The sequence below is a fragment of the Arthrobacter sp. TMN-49 genome (assembly GCF_054511095.1).
Window position 1 is genome coordinate 87,130 of the sequence record NZ_JBTNDH010000013.1, and the last position, 15,017, is coordinate 102,146.

The window sequence follows — 15,017 nt, forward strand, 5'->3', positions numbered from 1 at the left end:
CCATTCGTGGGAGACTTGAAGGCAATGAGTGTTCGCCCGTTCTGGGGACGGACACACCCCCTGCACGGTGGCGGAGATTCCACAGCCATCCCTGCGTTCACGCAACAGTAAGGAACACTAGTGTCACCCATGGCCCGCACTGCTCCGGTGCCCGCCGCGACCGATCCGGCGATCATCAGGAACTTCTGCATCATCGCTCATATTGACCACGGGAAATCAACCCTGGCGGACCGGATGCTCCAGCTCACTGGAGTTGTCAAGCAGCGTGACATGAAAGCCCAGTACCTGGACCGGATGGATATTGAGCGTGAACGCGGTATCACCATCAAGTCCCAGGCGGTACGAATCCCCTGGGAAGTCGATGGCACGGCTTACTGCTTGAACATGATCGACACCCCGGGCCACGTTGACTTCACCTATGAGGTCTCCCGGTCGTTGGCCGCCTGTGAAGGTGCCATCCTGCTCGTGGATGCGGCCCAGGGCATTGAAGCCCAGACGCTGGCCAACCTGTACCTGGCCATGGAAAACAACCTCACCATCATCCCGGTGCTGAACAAGATTGACCTCCCGGCGGCGCAGCCGGAAAAGTATGCGCTGGAGCTGGCCAACCTGATCGGCGGCAAGCCCGAGGACGTCCTGATGGTCTCCGGCAAGACCGGCGTCGGCGTTGAAGAACTCTTGGACCAGATTGTCCGCGAGCTCCCGGCCCCTCAGGGCGATCCCAACGCCCCCGCCCGCGCCATGATCTTTGACTCCGTGTATGACACCTACCGCGGCGTAGTCACCTACGTCCGTGTCATTGACGGCAGCCTGAGCCCGCGCGAAAAAATTCAGATGATGTCCACCCGGGCCACCCACGAGCTGTTGGAAATTGGCGTCAGCGCCCCGGAACCCACTCCGTCCAAGGGTCTTGGCGTGGGTGAGGTTGGTTACCTGATCACGGGCGTGAAAGATGTGCGCCTGTCCAAGGTGGGCGACACCGTCACCACGTTCAACAAGCCCGCATCAGAGGCCCTGGCCGGTTACCACGACGCCAAGCCCATGGTTTTCTCCGGCCTGTACCCCATGGACGGTACGGACTACCCGGTGCTGCGTGACGCGCTGGAAAAGCTCATGCTCAATGACGCTGCCCTGATTTACGAACCTGAGACCTCCGCCGCACTGGGCTTTGGATTCCGGGTGGGCTTCCTTGGCCTGCTGCACCTGGAAATCACCCGTGAGCGCCTGGAACGCGAACACAACCTTGATTTGATCTCCACAGCCCCCAACGTGGAGTACGAAGTCACCCTTGAGGACAAGAAGGTTGTCCACGTAACGAACCCCAGCGAATACCCGTCAGGGAAAATCGCCGAGGTGCGCGAGCCCATGGTGGCCGCCACCATCTTGGCTCCCACCGAGTTCGTGGGCGCCATCATGGAATTGTGCCAGACACGCCGCGGCATTTTGGGCGGTATGGACTACCTGTCCGAGGACCGGGTGGAGATCCGCTACCGCCTGCCATTGGCCGAGATTGTCTTTGACTTCTTTGACATCTTGAAGTCCAAGACCCGCGGCTACGGCTCCCTTGACTGGAAGGCCGACGGTGATCAGGTCGCGGACCTTGTCAAAGTGGACATCCTGCTCCAGGGCGAGCAGGTGGATGCGTTCAGCGCCATCACCCACCGGGACAAGGCATACGCCTACGGTGTCATGATGACCGGCAAGCTCCGTGAGCTGATCCCCCGCCAGCAGTTCGAGGTGCCCATCCAGGCTGCCATCGGTGCCCGCATCATTGCCCGTGAGAGTATCCGCGCCATCCGCAAGGACGTCCTGGCCAAGTGCTACGGCGGTGACATTTCCCGTAAGCGCAAGCTGTTGGAAAAGCAGAAGGAAGGCAAGAAGCGCATGAAGATGGTGGGCCGCGTTGAGGTTCCCCAGGAAGCCTTCATTGCCGCGCTGACAACTGCCGAAGCACCCAAGGACAAGTCAAAGAAGTGACACCCAGCGCTTTACCCCTCGGCGATCCGGCTCCCGCCGACGGCATCCTGCCCGCGCAGGCTGCCGTCGGCGCGGCTGACCGCAAATTCAGCCTCTACGCGCACATCCCGTTTTGCGCCGTGCGCTGCGGCTACTGCGACTTCAACACCTACACGGCCACGGAGCTGGGTGGCGGCGCCTCACAGGACGCCTATGCCGAAACTGCCGTTCGTGAAGTGGAATTTGCCGCCCGGGCCATGGTTGCGTCGGGCCTGCCTGCGCGCAAGCTCAGCACAGTGTTCTTTGGCGGTGGCACGCCCACCCTCCTGCCCGCGGGCGACCTGACCCGCATACTGGGTGCCGCCGTCGCGCAGTGGGGGCTCGAGGATGGTGCCGAGGTCACCACCGAAGCCAACCCGGACTCCGTCACCAGGGAGTCGCTGCAAGAGCTGTACGACGGCGGCTTCACCCGCGTGTCCTTCGGCATGCAGTCGGCCGTGCCGCACGTTTTGAAGGTCCTGGACAGGACCCACCGGCCCGAACGTGTGCCGCAGGCTGTCGCGTGGGCGCGCGAGGTTGGCCTGAACGTGAGCGTCGACCTGATCTACGGCACCCCGGGCGAGTCGATCGCGGACTGGGAAACATCCGTGCGCACGGCCCTGAGCTACAACCCGGACCACATTTCTGCGTACTCGCTCATTGTGGAGGAGGGCACCAAGCTGGCCGCCCAGATTCGGCGCGGCCAAGTGCCGAACATCGACGATGACGACCATGCCGTGAAGTATGAGCTTGCCGACGCGCTCTTCAGCGCGGCCGGCTTGTCCTGGTATGAGGTCAGCAATTGGTCACGCACACCGGAGGATGCTTGCCAGCACAACCTGGCGTACTGGCGAGGAGACGACTGGTGGGGGATCGGCCCGGGTGCCCACTCCCACGTGGGTGGTGTGCGTTGGTGGAACGTCAAGCACCCCACCGCCTACGCCAACAGGCTCGATGCCGGCGAGTCGCCTGCCGCCGGGCGGGAAACCCTTGACGCCGACACCCGGGCCATGGAGCGCATCATGCTGACGTCCCGCCTGTCCGAGGGGCTGGCCATCAACACCCTCAGCCCCGAAGCGCGCAAGGCAGTCGCCGGGCTCATCGCCCAAGAACTGGTTGACCCGCTCAAGGCCTTCGCCGGCACCTTGGTGCTCACCCTCAAGGGCCGCCTCCTGGGCGACGCCGTGACACGGGCACTCCTGGACTAGCCCCCAACCCGAACTGACCCGCAGAAAACGGCGAAAATCCGCGCTTTTAGCGCGATTTTCGCCGTTTTCTGCGGGTCAGTTCGGGTTACTTGAGTTTGGCGTTACTTCAGCAGGCGCGGGTTCAAGGCGTAGCGGTACGGCTGTCCCTTGTTGACGCTTACCGCGCCAATGACGGAGAAGACTGTCAGGAACGCCCACACGAGCAGTGCGAGCAGGAAAAACACCGTGCCGAGCTGCGGGTTGAAGAACGTCAAAACAAACCCCAGCAGGTTCAGCATCACGGCGATGGCTGTGGGTGGCAAGGTGAAGTTCAGGGCCTCAAGGGACTCCTGGGCGGTGAATCGGCCACGGGGGGCCACATACCTGTGGATCAACAGTGCCGGAACGCAACCCAGAATGCCGCCGCAGTGGGCCATAAACGCCCACTGCTTGTCTTCTGATGGGGTGAGTGGCGGCTTGACGGGACCATTCTGCTGGGTTACCGGATGACTCACAATGACAAGCCTTTCAAAAAGCGAAACTACTGGCCAACATATCGCTGGCCACTCTCTAGGATACGGGTGCTGTGAGGAAGTCAATCACTTCTTCCACGCGACCCAACAACGATGGTTCCAAATCGGCATAGGAATTCACCCGGGACAGCAGCCGTTGCCATCCCAGACCAATGTCCTCGGCAGTGCTGTGGGGCCAGCCAAAGGCCTTCAGAATGCCCAGCTTCCATTCCATAGATCTCGGGATAACAGGCCACGCCGGGATGCCTAAGGTGGCCGGTTTGATGGCCTGCCACACGTCCACGTACGGGTGGCCCACCACCAAGACGTTGTTGTGTGTGCCAGTTGACTTCATGAGATTGGACACAATGCGGGATTCTTTGGATCCCGGCACCAGGTGGTCCACCAAAATACCCAAGCGGCGGTTCGGGCCGGGGGAGAAATCTGCCACGGCGGCGGCCAGATCGTCGATGCCGCGCAACGGCTCAACCACGATTCCTTCAACGCGCAGATCGTCTCCCCAGACTTTCTCAACGAGTTCGGCGTCGTGCTTGCCTTCCACCCAGATGCGGCTGGCCTTGGCCACCTTGGCGCGGGTGTCGGCAACCTTCACCGAGCCTGAGGCTGTGAGCCGGGTTTGCCTAGCCGCCACAAGGCGCGGGGCAATGAGCTCAACGGCCTCGCCTTCAAAGAGGAACCCAAAACCCAGCGGGAACGCCCTGATTTTTTCGCGCCTGTCAGCAAGCTCCACAATGTGCATGCCGCCAGATTTTTCCAGCCGGACAACAGCACCCACCCAGCCGGTTTGCTGGTCTTCAACCACCAGCCCGGAAACGGCCTCCACCTTTGGCAGTGTCCGCACGGGCGGTGCGCTCAAATCTTGGGGACCCCACTGGTTGAATTCCACGCTAAAACCTGACTCTTCATTCTCGGGGCAACGCTCATGGCGAACGCTGCAGCTGTGAAAACCCATGCTAACCGCAGAAGGGACACTAGTTCCGGTTCGCCATGGTCACAGTGCCAGGGGTGGGGCGGGACAAAAAGTATTAGACTTAGCACTTGGTTGGGTAGAGTGCTAACGGCTCGTATTAGCCCCGCCCCGGTAGCGGCACAGACCTGTGCCCGTCGGGCGGAGCACCACGGCCGGCAGTACACGCAGTGCTGCCAAGAGATTTCAGCGCCATTGAAAGGAGGTGACGGGAATGAGTGAACCACGGAAGTTGGAGGTCCTGCGGGCCATTGTTGAAGACTACGTGCACACACGCGAACCCGTTGGCTCCAAGGCGCTGGTTGAACGGCACCACTTGGGCGTTTCCAGTGCCACCATCCGCAACGACATGGCGGCGCTGGAAGAAGAAGGCCTCATTGCCGCCCCGCACACCAGCTCGGGACGCATACCCACGGACAAGGGTTACCGGCTGTTTGTTGACCAGCTGTCCGCCGTCAAACCACTTTCTGCCGCCGAACGCCGCGCCATTGCCGCGTTGTTGGAGGGTGCCACCGATCTTGACGATGTCCTGGAACGGACAGTGAAGACGTTGGCCCATCTGACAAATCAGGTGGCGGTGGTGCAGTACCCGCGGTCGGGCGGTGCCACAGTGCGCCACATTGAATTTGTTTCCCTGGCAGCACGCCAGGTTCTTGTGGTGTTGATTTTGGCCTCGGGCAAGGTTGAGCAGAACGTGATCGACGTCGGCGCAAACGTTGACGACGCCATGTTGGCTGGGTTGCGGCAAGTGTTCTTGAGCGGCTTGCACGGACTGACGGTGGCAAGTCTGCCTGAAGCTGTGGCCAGGATACCGCTGACTGTCCAACTGCCCGAGCAGGGACCGGCACTGCGCCTGGCCCAAGGCTTGGTGCTGTTGGCCGGGAATGCGCGCGGAGACAAAATCGTTATGGCGGGGACGGCCAACCTGGCCCGATCCAACAACGACTTCCCGCTCAGCATCGGCCCTGTCCTTGATGCCTTGGAAGAACAAGTTGTGCTGTTGCGCCTTTTGGAGGCGATGGCACAAGATTCCTTGGGAATGGCAGTGGTCATTGGCCGCGAGAACCCCCACGATTCGCTGGCTGAGGCGTCAGTTGTGGCCAGCAGTTACGGGCCGGGCCAAACTGCCAAGCTTGGCATCGTGGGCCCAACCCGGATGGATTACCCCAACACCATGTCCAGCGTACGCGCCGTGGCGCAGTACCTGTCTAGAATTTTGGCCGGCTAAGCGGCCACCGATTCCACTGAAGAGAGCAACACTTTGAGTAATCACTACGATTCATTGGGCGTCGCCCGCGACGCAACGGCCGAGGAGATCAAGAAGGCTTACCGCAAACTGGCGCGTAAGCTGCACCCCGACGTCAATGACGCCCCGGATGCCCAGGACCGTTTCAAGACCGTGACACACGCCTACGAGGTCCTTTCAGACCCGCAAAAGCGCCGTGTCTATGACACCACGGGCAACGAAAACGGCAACGACAACGGCGGCGGTGGCGGTGGCGGCAACTTTGACGGCCAGGGTTTCGCCTTCCAGGACATCTTCGAGACGTTCTTCGGCGGCAGCGGAGGCGGTGGCGGGCGTGGGCCGGCGTCGCGCATGCGCCGTGGCCAGGACGCGCTCATCACCGTCCGCATTGACCTGCGTGAGGCAGTGTTCGGCGTCAACAAGAAGCTGGAAATCGACACGGCCATCACGTGTGGCACCTGTGAAGGCAGCTGCTGCCGGCCGGGCACCTCACCCACCACCTGCGACGTCTGCCACGGCAGCGGCCAGATCCAACGCCCCGTGCGCTCCATCCTGGGCAATGTGATGACGCTGGCCACCTGTAATTCCTGCCAGGGCTTTGGCACCATGATTATTGACCCGTGCAACGAGTGCATGGGCGAAGGCCGCGTACGTGACCGCCGCACGTTCACCATCAAGGTTCCGGCAGGTGTCAGCACGGGCACCCGCATCCAACTGGCCCAGCAGGGCGAGGCGGGTCCGGCCGGCGGTCCGGCCGGCGATCTCTATGTGGAGATGAAGGTCAACAATGACCCCAATTTCCTGCGTGAAGGCGATGACCTGCACGCAACACTTAGCGTTCCCATGACTGCTGCGGCACTGGGCACCGAGCTGAGCTTTGAAACCTTCGACGGCGAACAGCCCATCAGCATCAAGCCGGGCGCTCAGGCCGGTGAAGTCATCAACCTGCGCAACTTGGGTGTGACGCATCTGCGCGGTTTTGGCCGCGGGGATCTCAAGGTTCACATCCATGTCGAAACACCCACCAAGGTCGATGCCGCCCAGGAGGAGCTCCTGAAGCAGTTGGCTGCCTTGCGCGGGGAAACCTTCAGCGAAGGCAAACTTGTCTCCAGCGGCGGCATGTTCGCGAAACTGCGCGACAAGCTCGGCAACCTCTAGCGCCCATGAGCAACCCTGTCTTCTACGCCACCCCCGCCGAGCTCGTGGGCCTTGGCCCGGGCTCCACGTTCTCCTTGGGCGGTGCCGAAGGCAAGCATGCCGTCACGGTCAAGCGGCTCACTGCAGGTGAGCCGGTTGACGTGTGCGACGGCGCAGGGTTGCGTCTGGTCTGTTCGGTCACCAACGCGGAGCAGGGTGTGCTGACGGTGCAGGTGGCCGCGGTTGTGGCCGAACCGGTCCACACCGTTCGGCTCACCCTCATTCAGGCACTGGCCAAGGGCGACCGGGACGAACTCGCCATCGAGACGGCCACCGAGCTGGGAATTGATGCGGTTGTTCCGTGGCAGGCCGAGCGTTCCATAGTTCGTTGGAAAATGGACAAGGCGCTTAAAGGTCCCCAGAAGTGGCGACAGGTGGTTGCCGCCGCGGCCAAACAAGCTCGGCGGGCCACCGTGCCGCAGGTAGGTGCGCTGGTGGGAACCGCCGGCATTTGTGAACAGATCCAAGCCGCCGACCTGGCCCTGATTTTGCATGAGGACGCCACAGATTCCCTGGCTCTGGTGGTGCGGGCGTGGAAGACCGCGCAGGACTCCTTGGACTCGGGGACGCCCCTGGACGTTTTGATGATCGTGGGGCCAGAAGGCGGCATGAGCGACGCAGAGGTGCAGGCGTTCCTGGCGGCCGGGGCGCAGAAAGCCCTGCTGGGCCACCATGTGTTGAGATCCTCCACCGCCGGACCGGCGGCAGTAGTCTTACTCAGCCAAGAGCTGGGCCGCTGGTAGTCCACAACCGCTCCCACGATGCAGCCGCTGGCGCGTCTGCCCCGCGGGTCCCTCGCGGTTGTGGCTCCACCCGCACCCTCCCTAACCTCGTTCCTCGGCCAGGGAACCCTCGGGCGCGTGGGCCCATCACCCGCCCCCACCAGTAGCGCCGGCTAGGGCTGGTTGATGGTGACGATTTTGGTGTCCAAACCAATCTGCCGCCCCGGTACCAGCGGGTCCACCACGTAGACGGAGAGCTGGTAACTTCCGGGCGGTGGGACAAGGCTGAAGCCAAATTCGCCCAATTCGTTCGGGCCCAGCGGAACGGAAACGGTACCGCTCATAAAAGTGTCGGCGACTTCGCCGTCCGTGAGGTGGGCCAGCGACCAGGCAAGGTTACCCGTGGCTGAGACGCCCTGCCCCTTGACCTTCAGCGGCAGGTTCTGATGGACGGACCCGTTGGCCGGGTCAATAATCCAGACGGGCGCAACAAATGCCGGATTACGTGTCAGCGGCTTGTCCAGTGGCACGTGGTCAAAGGCGTTGAAACCTGTGTGGCCGTCAACCAGAACGGAAACCTGAACAGCGCTGGAAGCGTCAATGAGTCCTGACATGGCGGCAGCGGCCGTGGCGGTATAGACCAGCTGGGCCACTGAACGGTCGGCGATTCCCTGGTCCATCGTCTGCCCAAAAGCGTCGGCCGAGACGTCAATGGTGATCACATTCTTGGCGGAGATGGATGCGCCAAGCCGGCTCGGTTTGTTCCAGAGCGAGAAATAGTCAGGGTCGCTGGGTTTGGCGCTCATCATGGTGAGCAAGGCCGTGGCGATGGGATCGTCGGTGGTTTCTGTGGGGAAGAATTCCCGGTATAAGAATACGTCGTCGTTGCTGCGTCCGAGCCAATACACAGGAAGTGTTTCCGCCGCCGTCGCCGTCTCCAGCGGAGCGCTTGTGACAAGGGTTGACGTTGTTGATCCCGTTGTCGTGGGCATGGTGACATCGTGTTGCTCGGTGCTCTTCTCGGTGCACCCAACCAGCACCAAGGTTAAGGAAAGGCCGATGATGGCAATGCCGTCCACTGCGCGGGAACGCGCAAAGGTGCGGCGTTCCTGGCGGGCCCCGTTCAAGGACGCGCGCTGGCGTCTCGACGAGGCGGTGAAAGTCGCGGCCATGGGGTAACTGTCTCGCTGATCTAAGTGTGGTTGGAGGGCGGTACGTTCTCACGACCGTCACTGCATTCGGCTGAGCCAAGGTTCCCCATAGTTCCTTGAACCTTTTCCAGCTTGGCACAACAGTTCAGTTAGATGTTCGGTTTATGCGCTCAGGGAAAGAACTGAAACCGTATCGAAATACTTTCCCGACATATGGCACACAAGTGTGATCAAGCATGATCTGCGTTATGGGCCGTGTGGTGGGGGCCGTGCATTAGAATCAATAGCAGGTACATGCGGTAAGAAATTCGGTGGTGATCACCGGCAAACTCAAGGAGCGATTTCAGGCTAGGAAGGCCGAAATTATGGTAGAGACAACAGCGCACCACCACGATTCGTACCCCGATGAGGGTCCGGGGCGGCACTTTCCGTATTCCGTTGACGGCACGCGCACGGAAGTCGTGCATTTTCGCTCCACTGAGCAAATGGTGGCGACCCTGGGTGCCGAGGACGAAGGGCTGCGCATTGTTGAAACCCTCTACCCTCAGGTGAGTTTTTTGGCCCGCGGAAACGTACTCACCATCACAGGTCCTGCCGCTGTGGTGCCGCGGATCATGCACCTCATGGAGGAAGCCCGGGGCATGGTTGCCCACAACAGCCCCATGAGCGCCAGCGTGTGGGAACAGTTGGTGACAATGCTCAAGACCCGCCCCGACTCCTCCGTGGTGGATATTCTCAGCTACGACATCCTCTCCAGCCGTGGGCGGACCATTCGCCCCAAGACTGCCAACCAAAAACTCTATGTTGATGCCATTGACACCAACACGGTGGTCTTTGGGATTGGGCCGGCCGGAACAGGCAAGACGTACTTGGCCATGGCCAAGGCAGTCCAGGCCCTGCAACGCAAGGACGTCAGCAGGATCATTTTGACACGTCCGGCCGTGGAGGCGGGGGAGCGTCTTGGCTTCCTGCCCGGGACCTTGAACGACAAAATCGATCCGTATCTGCGCCCGCTCTATGACGCGCTGCACGAGATGATGGATCCGGAAACCATTCAACGCCTCATGGCTGCCGGCACCATTGAGGTGGCGCCGCTGGCCTACATGCGCGGGCGCACCCTCAATGACGCCTTCATCATCTTGGATGAGGCCCAAAACACCACCCCCCAACAGATGAAAATGTTCCTGACACGGCTGGGATTTGGTTCCAGAATTGTTGTCACAGGTGACATCACCCAGGTGGATCTGCCGTCGGGTACCAAATCGGGGCTGCGTGTGGTCAGGGACATATTGGCCGGCATTGATGACATCCACTTCGCCCTCTTGGATGCCGAAGACGTAGTCCGGCACCGCCTGGTGGGAGCCATCGTCAGCGCCTACAACTCCTGGGATGACGCCCATCCCAGCCCCTCAACAGCCAAGGAAAGCACCTCTCGATGAGCATCGAAATCAACAATGAATCAGGTGTGGAAGTGCGTCAGGAAGAGCTGGTCAAGCTCGTCAAGCACATTCTCACCGCCATGTTTGTGCACCCCCAAACCGAGGTTTCCATCATCTTGGCGGATGTGGACACCATGGAGAAGCTCCATATTGAGTGGATGGATGAGCCCGGGCCAACAGATGTTCTCTCCTTCCCCATGGATGAGCTACGGCCCGGCAGCGCCAGCGCACCCACCCCGGCAGGACTCCTCGGCGACATTGTGTTGTGCCCCGCGGTGGCCCAGGAACAAGCCGTCACAGCTGGCCATTCCATGGAAGAAGAACTGCTCCTGCTGACCACCCATGGCATGCTGCACCTCATGGGTTACGATCACCGTGAGCCGCAGGAAAAGGAAGAGATGTTCGGGCTTCAGCGTGAGCTGCTCTCCAGCTTCCTGGGCAAGGAAGCCCCCCGGGAGACAATGAAGTGACGCTTGTTGTTTTGCCGGTCATGGGCATTGTTTTCATGGCCATCGCAGCTTTATTGGCCGCGATTGAATCAGCACTGAACTTCTTTCCCCGCCACGACGCCGAAACCGTGGCCACCCACGGGCGCGGAACGTCGTTGCACAAAATCCTTGCCGACCCCATGGCGCATCTGAACGCCATGCGTTTCTGGCGTGTCTGGTTCGAAATGGCTGCCGCCATTGCCGTGGCACTGTTTCTGGTCGGGCTGATGGGGAACGTGTGGTTGGCGGGCCTGATCGCAACGGCAGTCATGGCAGTCCTTGGCTTCGTCATGGTGGGTGTTTCCCCGCGCCGCCTGGGCCGGCTCTATGCTGGCGCACTGGTGGGCCGCACCGCCTGGCTGGTGCACTTCCTCACCCGCATTCTGGGACCGGTGCCGCACTGGCTCATCCACGTAGGTGCCGCGTTCTCCAAGGACGCGCCGTCGCGGGATGAATCCTTTGTCAGTGAAGAGGAGTTCCGTGAGTTCGTGGACCGCGCCAGCGAGTCCGAGATGATTGAGGAAAGCGAAGCGGACCTGATCCACAGCGTTTTCGACTTGGGCGAAACAATGGTTCGCGCCGTCATGGTGCCGCGCACGGACATCCACAGCATTGAGCAGGACGCCACGCTGGAGGAGGCGTTGGAGGCGTTCCTGGCCTCGGGGTTCTCCCGCATCCCCGTCATCGGTGAGAGTAGTGACCACATTCTGGGCATCTTGTACCTGAAGGATTTGGTGGCCAGCCTCTACCGGCACTCCGACGGTGATGGACGCCCCCGGGTTGACCAATTGGCCCGCAACGTGCGCTACGTGCCCGAATCCAAGCCGGTGGATGACCTGCTCAAGGAACTCCAGCAAGAATCCACCCACGTGGCCATTGTGGTTGATGAATACGGCGGAACCGCCGGGCTAGTGACCCTAGAAGATTTGATCGAGGAAATCGTTGGTGAGATCGCCGACGAATACGATCTGGTCTCCCCGGAAGTGCAGAAGCTTGGCGAGGACAAGTACCGGATCAGTGCACGCATGGCCGTTGATGAACTGGGTGAACTGTTCGGCAAGGACATCGACGACGACGAAGTGGACACTGTGGGCGGGTTCCTGGCCAAACATTTGGGCAGGATCCCCTCCCTAGGCAGCAGCGTTGAAGTCAACGGCATCTTGTTGGTGACCGATCGCATGGAGGGTTCGCGCAACCGGGTCAGCCATGTCATTGCCAGCGCGGTGGATCCGGCTCACAATGGCAGTATTAGCAGTGAGAATGCAACAAAATTTAGGCACGACGGCGGCACAGCGGCGGCTGCCAACCACACCCAGCAAGACCACAGGAGCGATCATGAGTAAGTCCAAAGGCAAGTTAGCCTTAGTTGAAGCCAAGGGTGAGGGGTTCCGAGCAGGTTTTGCGGTTCTTGCTGGACGTCCCAACGCCGGCAAATCCACACTGACCAACGCGTTGGTGGGGCAAAAGGTGGCCATCACCTCCGCCAAGCCGCAGACGACCCGCCACACCATTCGCGGAATTGTCCACCGGGACACGTTCCAGCTGGTGTTGGTGGACACCCCAGGGCTGCACAGGCCCCGCACCTTGTTGGGTAAGCGTCTGAATGACCTGGTGGCTGACACTCTTTCGGAGGTCGATGTGATTGGGTTCTGCCTGCCCGCCAATGAAAAGATCGGCCCGGGCGACCGTTACATTGCCACCCAGCTGGGCCAGGTCGGCGGCAACAAGCCCGTCATCGCCATCGTGACCAAGACCGACACAGTGGACCGTCAAGCGGTGACGGATCAGCTCATAGCTGTTGAAAAGCTGGGCCGTGAGGTCATCGGCGAGAGGGGCTTCGCCGCCGTCGTCCCCGTCTCAGCCGTTGAAGACTTCCAGGTGAACACCCTGGCCACAGTCTTTTCCGAATACCTGCCGCTGTCGCCGGCCTTGTACCCCGATGGGGAGCTCACGGACGAGCCCGAGGCTGTCATGGTGGCTGAGCTGATTCGTGAGGCGGCGCTGGAAGGTGTGCGCGATGAGCTGCCGCACTCCTTGGCTGTTGTGGTGGAGGAAATCGTGCCCCGGGAAGGGCGCAGCGAGGACAGCCCCATGCTGGATGTGCGGGTGAACCTCTACGTGGAGCGCCCCTCGCAGAAGGCCATCATCATCGGCAAGGGTGGGGCACGGCTGCGTGAAGTGGGCACCAATGCGCGCAAGGGTATTGAGGCTTTGCTGGGAACCAAGATTTACTTGGACCTGCATGTCAAGGTTGCCAAGGATTGGCAACGTGACCCGAAACAGCTTGTTAAACTAGGGTTTTAGTCAGGTCTTGAGCAGTGGCGGTCGTGGTTTGACCGCCGCTGCTCCTCTCATGAGTGTGCGGTTTAGGGTGTCTTCACAGAATTCGCAGCTAGGCTCTTGAGAGTTAATACTCATCGTGAAAGGTTTATACATGGGGCGACGCCGTGCCGAGTCGGGTGCAGCTAGTGCTGTCGGCACCCCACGCCAAGAACCTCTTGCCGAGGATGAGCCAGTAGGGCGCCACTACAAGGCGCGCCGCAGGGCTCCGCTGTGGTTGAGGATCACCGCACTGACGCTGTCAGGGGTCCTGGTTTTGGGTGCTGGAACCGCTGGACTGCTGTTTTACAAGCTCCAAAGCAATGTCACCACATCACCCTTGAATGCCGGCGTCAATAAGTCGAATTCGGGCAAATCGCCGGTCGAAGAGACCGGGTCGTTGCAGATTCTGATTTTGGGTACTGATACCCGTGCGGGTAAGAACAGCAACTACGGCACCGCTGACGACTCCGCCGGCGCGGGCAAATCGGATGTGATGCTGCTCATGGACATCTCCGCCGACAACAGTCGCGTGTCTGTGACAAGTTTTCCGCGTGACCTGATGGTGCCCATCCCCGACTGCAAACCCGCTGGCGGCGGGGACGTCGTTCCCGGCACGTCCAGCGGGCAGCTCAACGCAGCCTTGGATGCGGGCCCCGGTTGTACCGTGTCCGCCATCAATGACATCACCGGCTTGGAGATCGACCATTTCATGCTGGCTGACTTCACGGCCGTGAAGGAACTCTCCAACGCCTTGGGTGGCGTTGAGGTGTGTGTTGACCACGCAATGTTTGACGACAATGGTTCCTTCCTGAAGCTCCCGGCCGGCAAGAGTCTTGTCAAGGGCGAACAAGCGCTGGCCTTCCTGCGCACCCGGCACGCCTTTGGTGAAGCCAGCGATCTGGACAGGATCAAGGCCCAGCAGTACTTCCTTGGCTCCATGGTCCGCAAGGTCAAGAGCGAAGACACCCTGACCAATCTGCCCAAGCTGTACAACTTGGCTGATGTTGTTACCAAGAATCTGACCATTGATGAAGGCCTGGCCAATGTTCCGGCCATGATGAATATTGCCAACAGGTTGGCGAAGATCGACTTGGCCCAGGTGTCCTTTGTGACAGTGCCCTACGAGGCCTACACGGGCGACCCCAACAGGGTTCAGCTCAAGGAGCCAGCGGCAGGCCAGTTCTTCGCGGCCCTGCGCCACGACAAGGCACTGACACCGTCGCTGGCACCGGCAAAAACTCCCGGTGCTTCCGCAGCCCCCACCACCGCGGCGCCGCCGGCATCAGCTGCTCCCGCCTATGACAAGTCACTTCAGCCCATCAGTGTTGCCAACGCCTCGGCAGTGGTGGGGCGCACCGTTGAGATTGTGGAGACCTTGGCCAAGGCCGGGTTCAACAGCTCATGGCAGGCGGGCGACGTGCCAACGCAGGGGCCCTCACAGGTCCTGTATGGAGCGGACATGGCTGACGTGGCCGCCGATGTTGCCAAGCTATTCAAGCTACCGGTGTCAGCCGTGAAAGCTGACCCGGCCGTCACAGGCATCAGCCTGGTGGTGGGCACTGACTGGGTCTCCGGCGTCGAATTTGGCAAGATTGTCGTGCCGAAGGACATTGTTGCCAGCACAGCGGACCAGGGTGGCGGATGCCTTAAGGTGAACCCGCTGTACTATACGGACTAGCTCCATCGTTAAATAGTTGAGGCGGTGGGGGGGGGGGGGGGGGGGGGGAAAGAAAAAAAACAAAACAAAAAGCGAAAAAACATCCACCCCCA

13 protein-coding genes are annotated in these 15,017 nt (G+C 61.0%); 10 read left to right on the forward strand and 3 right to left on the reverse strand.

Translation table 11 applies throughout. The features are described 5' to 3' along the window. Positions 1-120: 120 nt before the first annotated feature. Together lepA and hemW are read left to right on the forward strand one after the other, a co-directional pair. Positions 121-1,977, forward strand: a complete 1,857-nt coding sequence (gene lepA / locus ACX80E_RS08025) for a translation elongation factor 4 (RefSeq protein ID WP_459301398.1) — start codon at positions 121-123, stop codon at positions 1,975-1,977. Then, on the forward strand, positions 1,974-3,203 hold the full coding sequence (gene hemW, locus ACX80E_RS08030; protein ID WP_459301399.1) for a radical SAM family heme chaperone HemW: 1,230 nt from the start codon (positions 1,974-1,976) through the stop codon (positions 3,201-3,203). The genes lepA and hemW overlap by 4 nt, the downstream gene beginning before the upstream one ends. 101 nt (positions 3,204-3,304) lie before the next feature. On the opposite strand, the gene ACX80E_RS08035 is transcribed toward hemW, so the two are convergent. Beyond that, the gene (locus ACX80E_RS08035) at positions 3,305-3,697 is read right to left on the reverse strand and encodes a DUF4870 domain-containing protein (RefSeq protein ID WP_459301400.1); all 393 of its coding nucleotides are present in this window, start codon (positions 3,695-3,697) and stop codon (positions 3,305-3,307) included. 55 nt (positions 3,698-3,752) lie between these two features. Then, a complete protein-coding gene (locus ACX80E_RS08040; protein WP_459301401.1) occupies positions 3,753-4,601 on the reverse strand; it encodes a DUF3097 domain-containing protein in 849 nt (282 codons plus the stop codon). 295 nt (positions 4,602-4,896) lie between these two features. Between ACX80E_RS08040 and hrcA the strand changes: the two genes are divergently transcribed. Genes hrcA through ACX80E_RS08055 form a run of 3 tightly spaced genes read left to right on the forward strand, consistent with a single transcriptional unit; the run spans position 4,897 to position 7,868 of the window. Continuing rightward, the gene (hrcA, locus tag ACX80E_RS08045) at positions 4,897-5,910 is read left to right on the forward strand and encodes a heat-inducible transcriptional repressor HrcA (protein WP_459301402.1); all 1,014 of its coding nucleotides are present in this window, start codon (positions 4,897-4,899) and stop codon (positions 5,908-5,910) included. A 33-nt stretch (positions 5,911-5,943) separates the two neighbouring features. After that, positions 5,944-7,086 carry a molecular chaperone DnaJ gene (dnaJ, locus tag ACX80E_RS08050; protein WP_459301403.1) on the forward strand — a complete coding sequence of 381 codons (1,143 nt, stop codon included), beginning with the start codon at positions 5,944-5,946 and terminating at the stop codon, positions 7,084-7,086. 5 nt (positions 7,087-7,091) lie between these two features. Further along, positions 7,092-7,868 carry a 16S rRNA (uracil(1498)-N(3))-methyltransferase gene (locus tag ACX80E_RS08055; RefSeq protein ID WP_459301404.1) on the forward strand — a complete coding sequence of 259 codons (777 nt, stop codon included), beginning with the start codon at positions 7,092-7,094 and terminating at the stop codon, positions 7,866-7,868. Between the two features lie 152 nt (positions 7,869-8,020). On the opposite strand, the gene ACX80E_RS08060 is transcribed toward ACX80E_RS08055, so the two are convergent. Continuing rightward, entirely contained in the window at positions 8,021-9,019 is a 999-nt protein-coding gene (locus ACX80E_RS08060; RefSeq protein ID WP_459301405.1) for a GerMN domain-containing protein, read from the reverse strand. 344 nt (positions 9,020-9,363) lie between these two features. On the opposite strand from ACX80E_RS08060, the gene ACX80E_RS08065 reads away from it, so the two are divergent. The 5 genes from ACX80E_RS08065 to ACX80E_RS08085 all read left to right on the forward strand — a co-directional run bounded on the left by ACX80E_RS08065 (position 9,364) and on the right by ACX80E_RS08085 (position 14,925). Then, positions 9,364-10,437 (forward strand): PhoH family protein, encoded by a 1,074-nt coding sequence (locus ACX80E_RS08065; RefSeq protein ID WP_459301406.1) that lies wholly within the window; start codon positions 9,364-9,366, stop codon positions 10,435-10,437. Beyond that, positions 10,434-10,907 (forward strand): rRNA maturation RNase YbeY, encoded by a 474-nt coding sequence (gene ybeY, locus ACX80E_RS08070; protein WP_459301407.1) that lies wholly within the window; start codon positions 10,434-10,436, stop codon positions 10,905-10,907. The genes ACX80E_RS08065 and ybeY overlap by 4 nt, the downstream gene beginning before the upstream one ends. Further along, positions 10,904-12,268, forward strand: a complete 1,365-nt coding sequence (locus ACX80E_RS08075; protein WP_459301408.1) for a hemolysin family protein — start codon at positions 10,904-10,906, stop codon at positions 12,266-12,268. The genes ybeY and ACX80E_RS08075 overlap by 4 nt, the downstream gene beginning before the upstream one ends. Continuing rightward, positions 12,261-13,229: a GTPase Era gene (gene era, locus ACX80E_RS08080; protein ID WP_459301409.1), complete on the forward strand. Its 969-nt coding sequence runs from the start codon at positions 12,261-12,263 to the stop codon at positions 13,227-13,229. Before ACX80E_RS08075 ends, era begins: the two co-directional genes overlap by 8 nt. 130 nt (positions 13,230-13,359) lie before the next feature. Beyond that, positions 13,360-14,925 (forward strand): LCP family protein, encoded by a 1,566-nt coding sequence (locus ACX80E_RS08085; protein ID WP_459301410.1) that lies wholly within the window; start codon positions 13,360-13,362, stop codon positions 14,923-14,925. Positions 14,926-15,017: the final 92 nt, after the last annotated feature.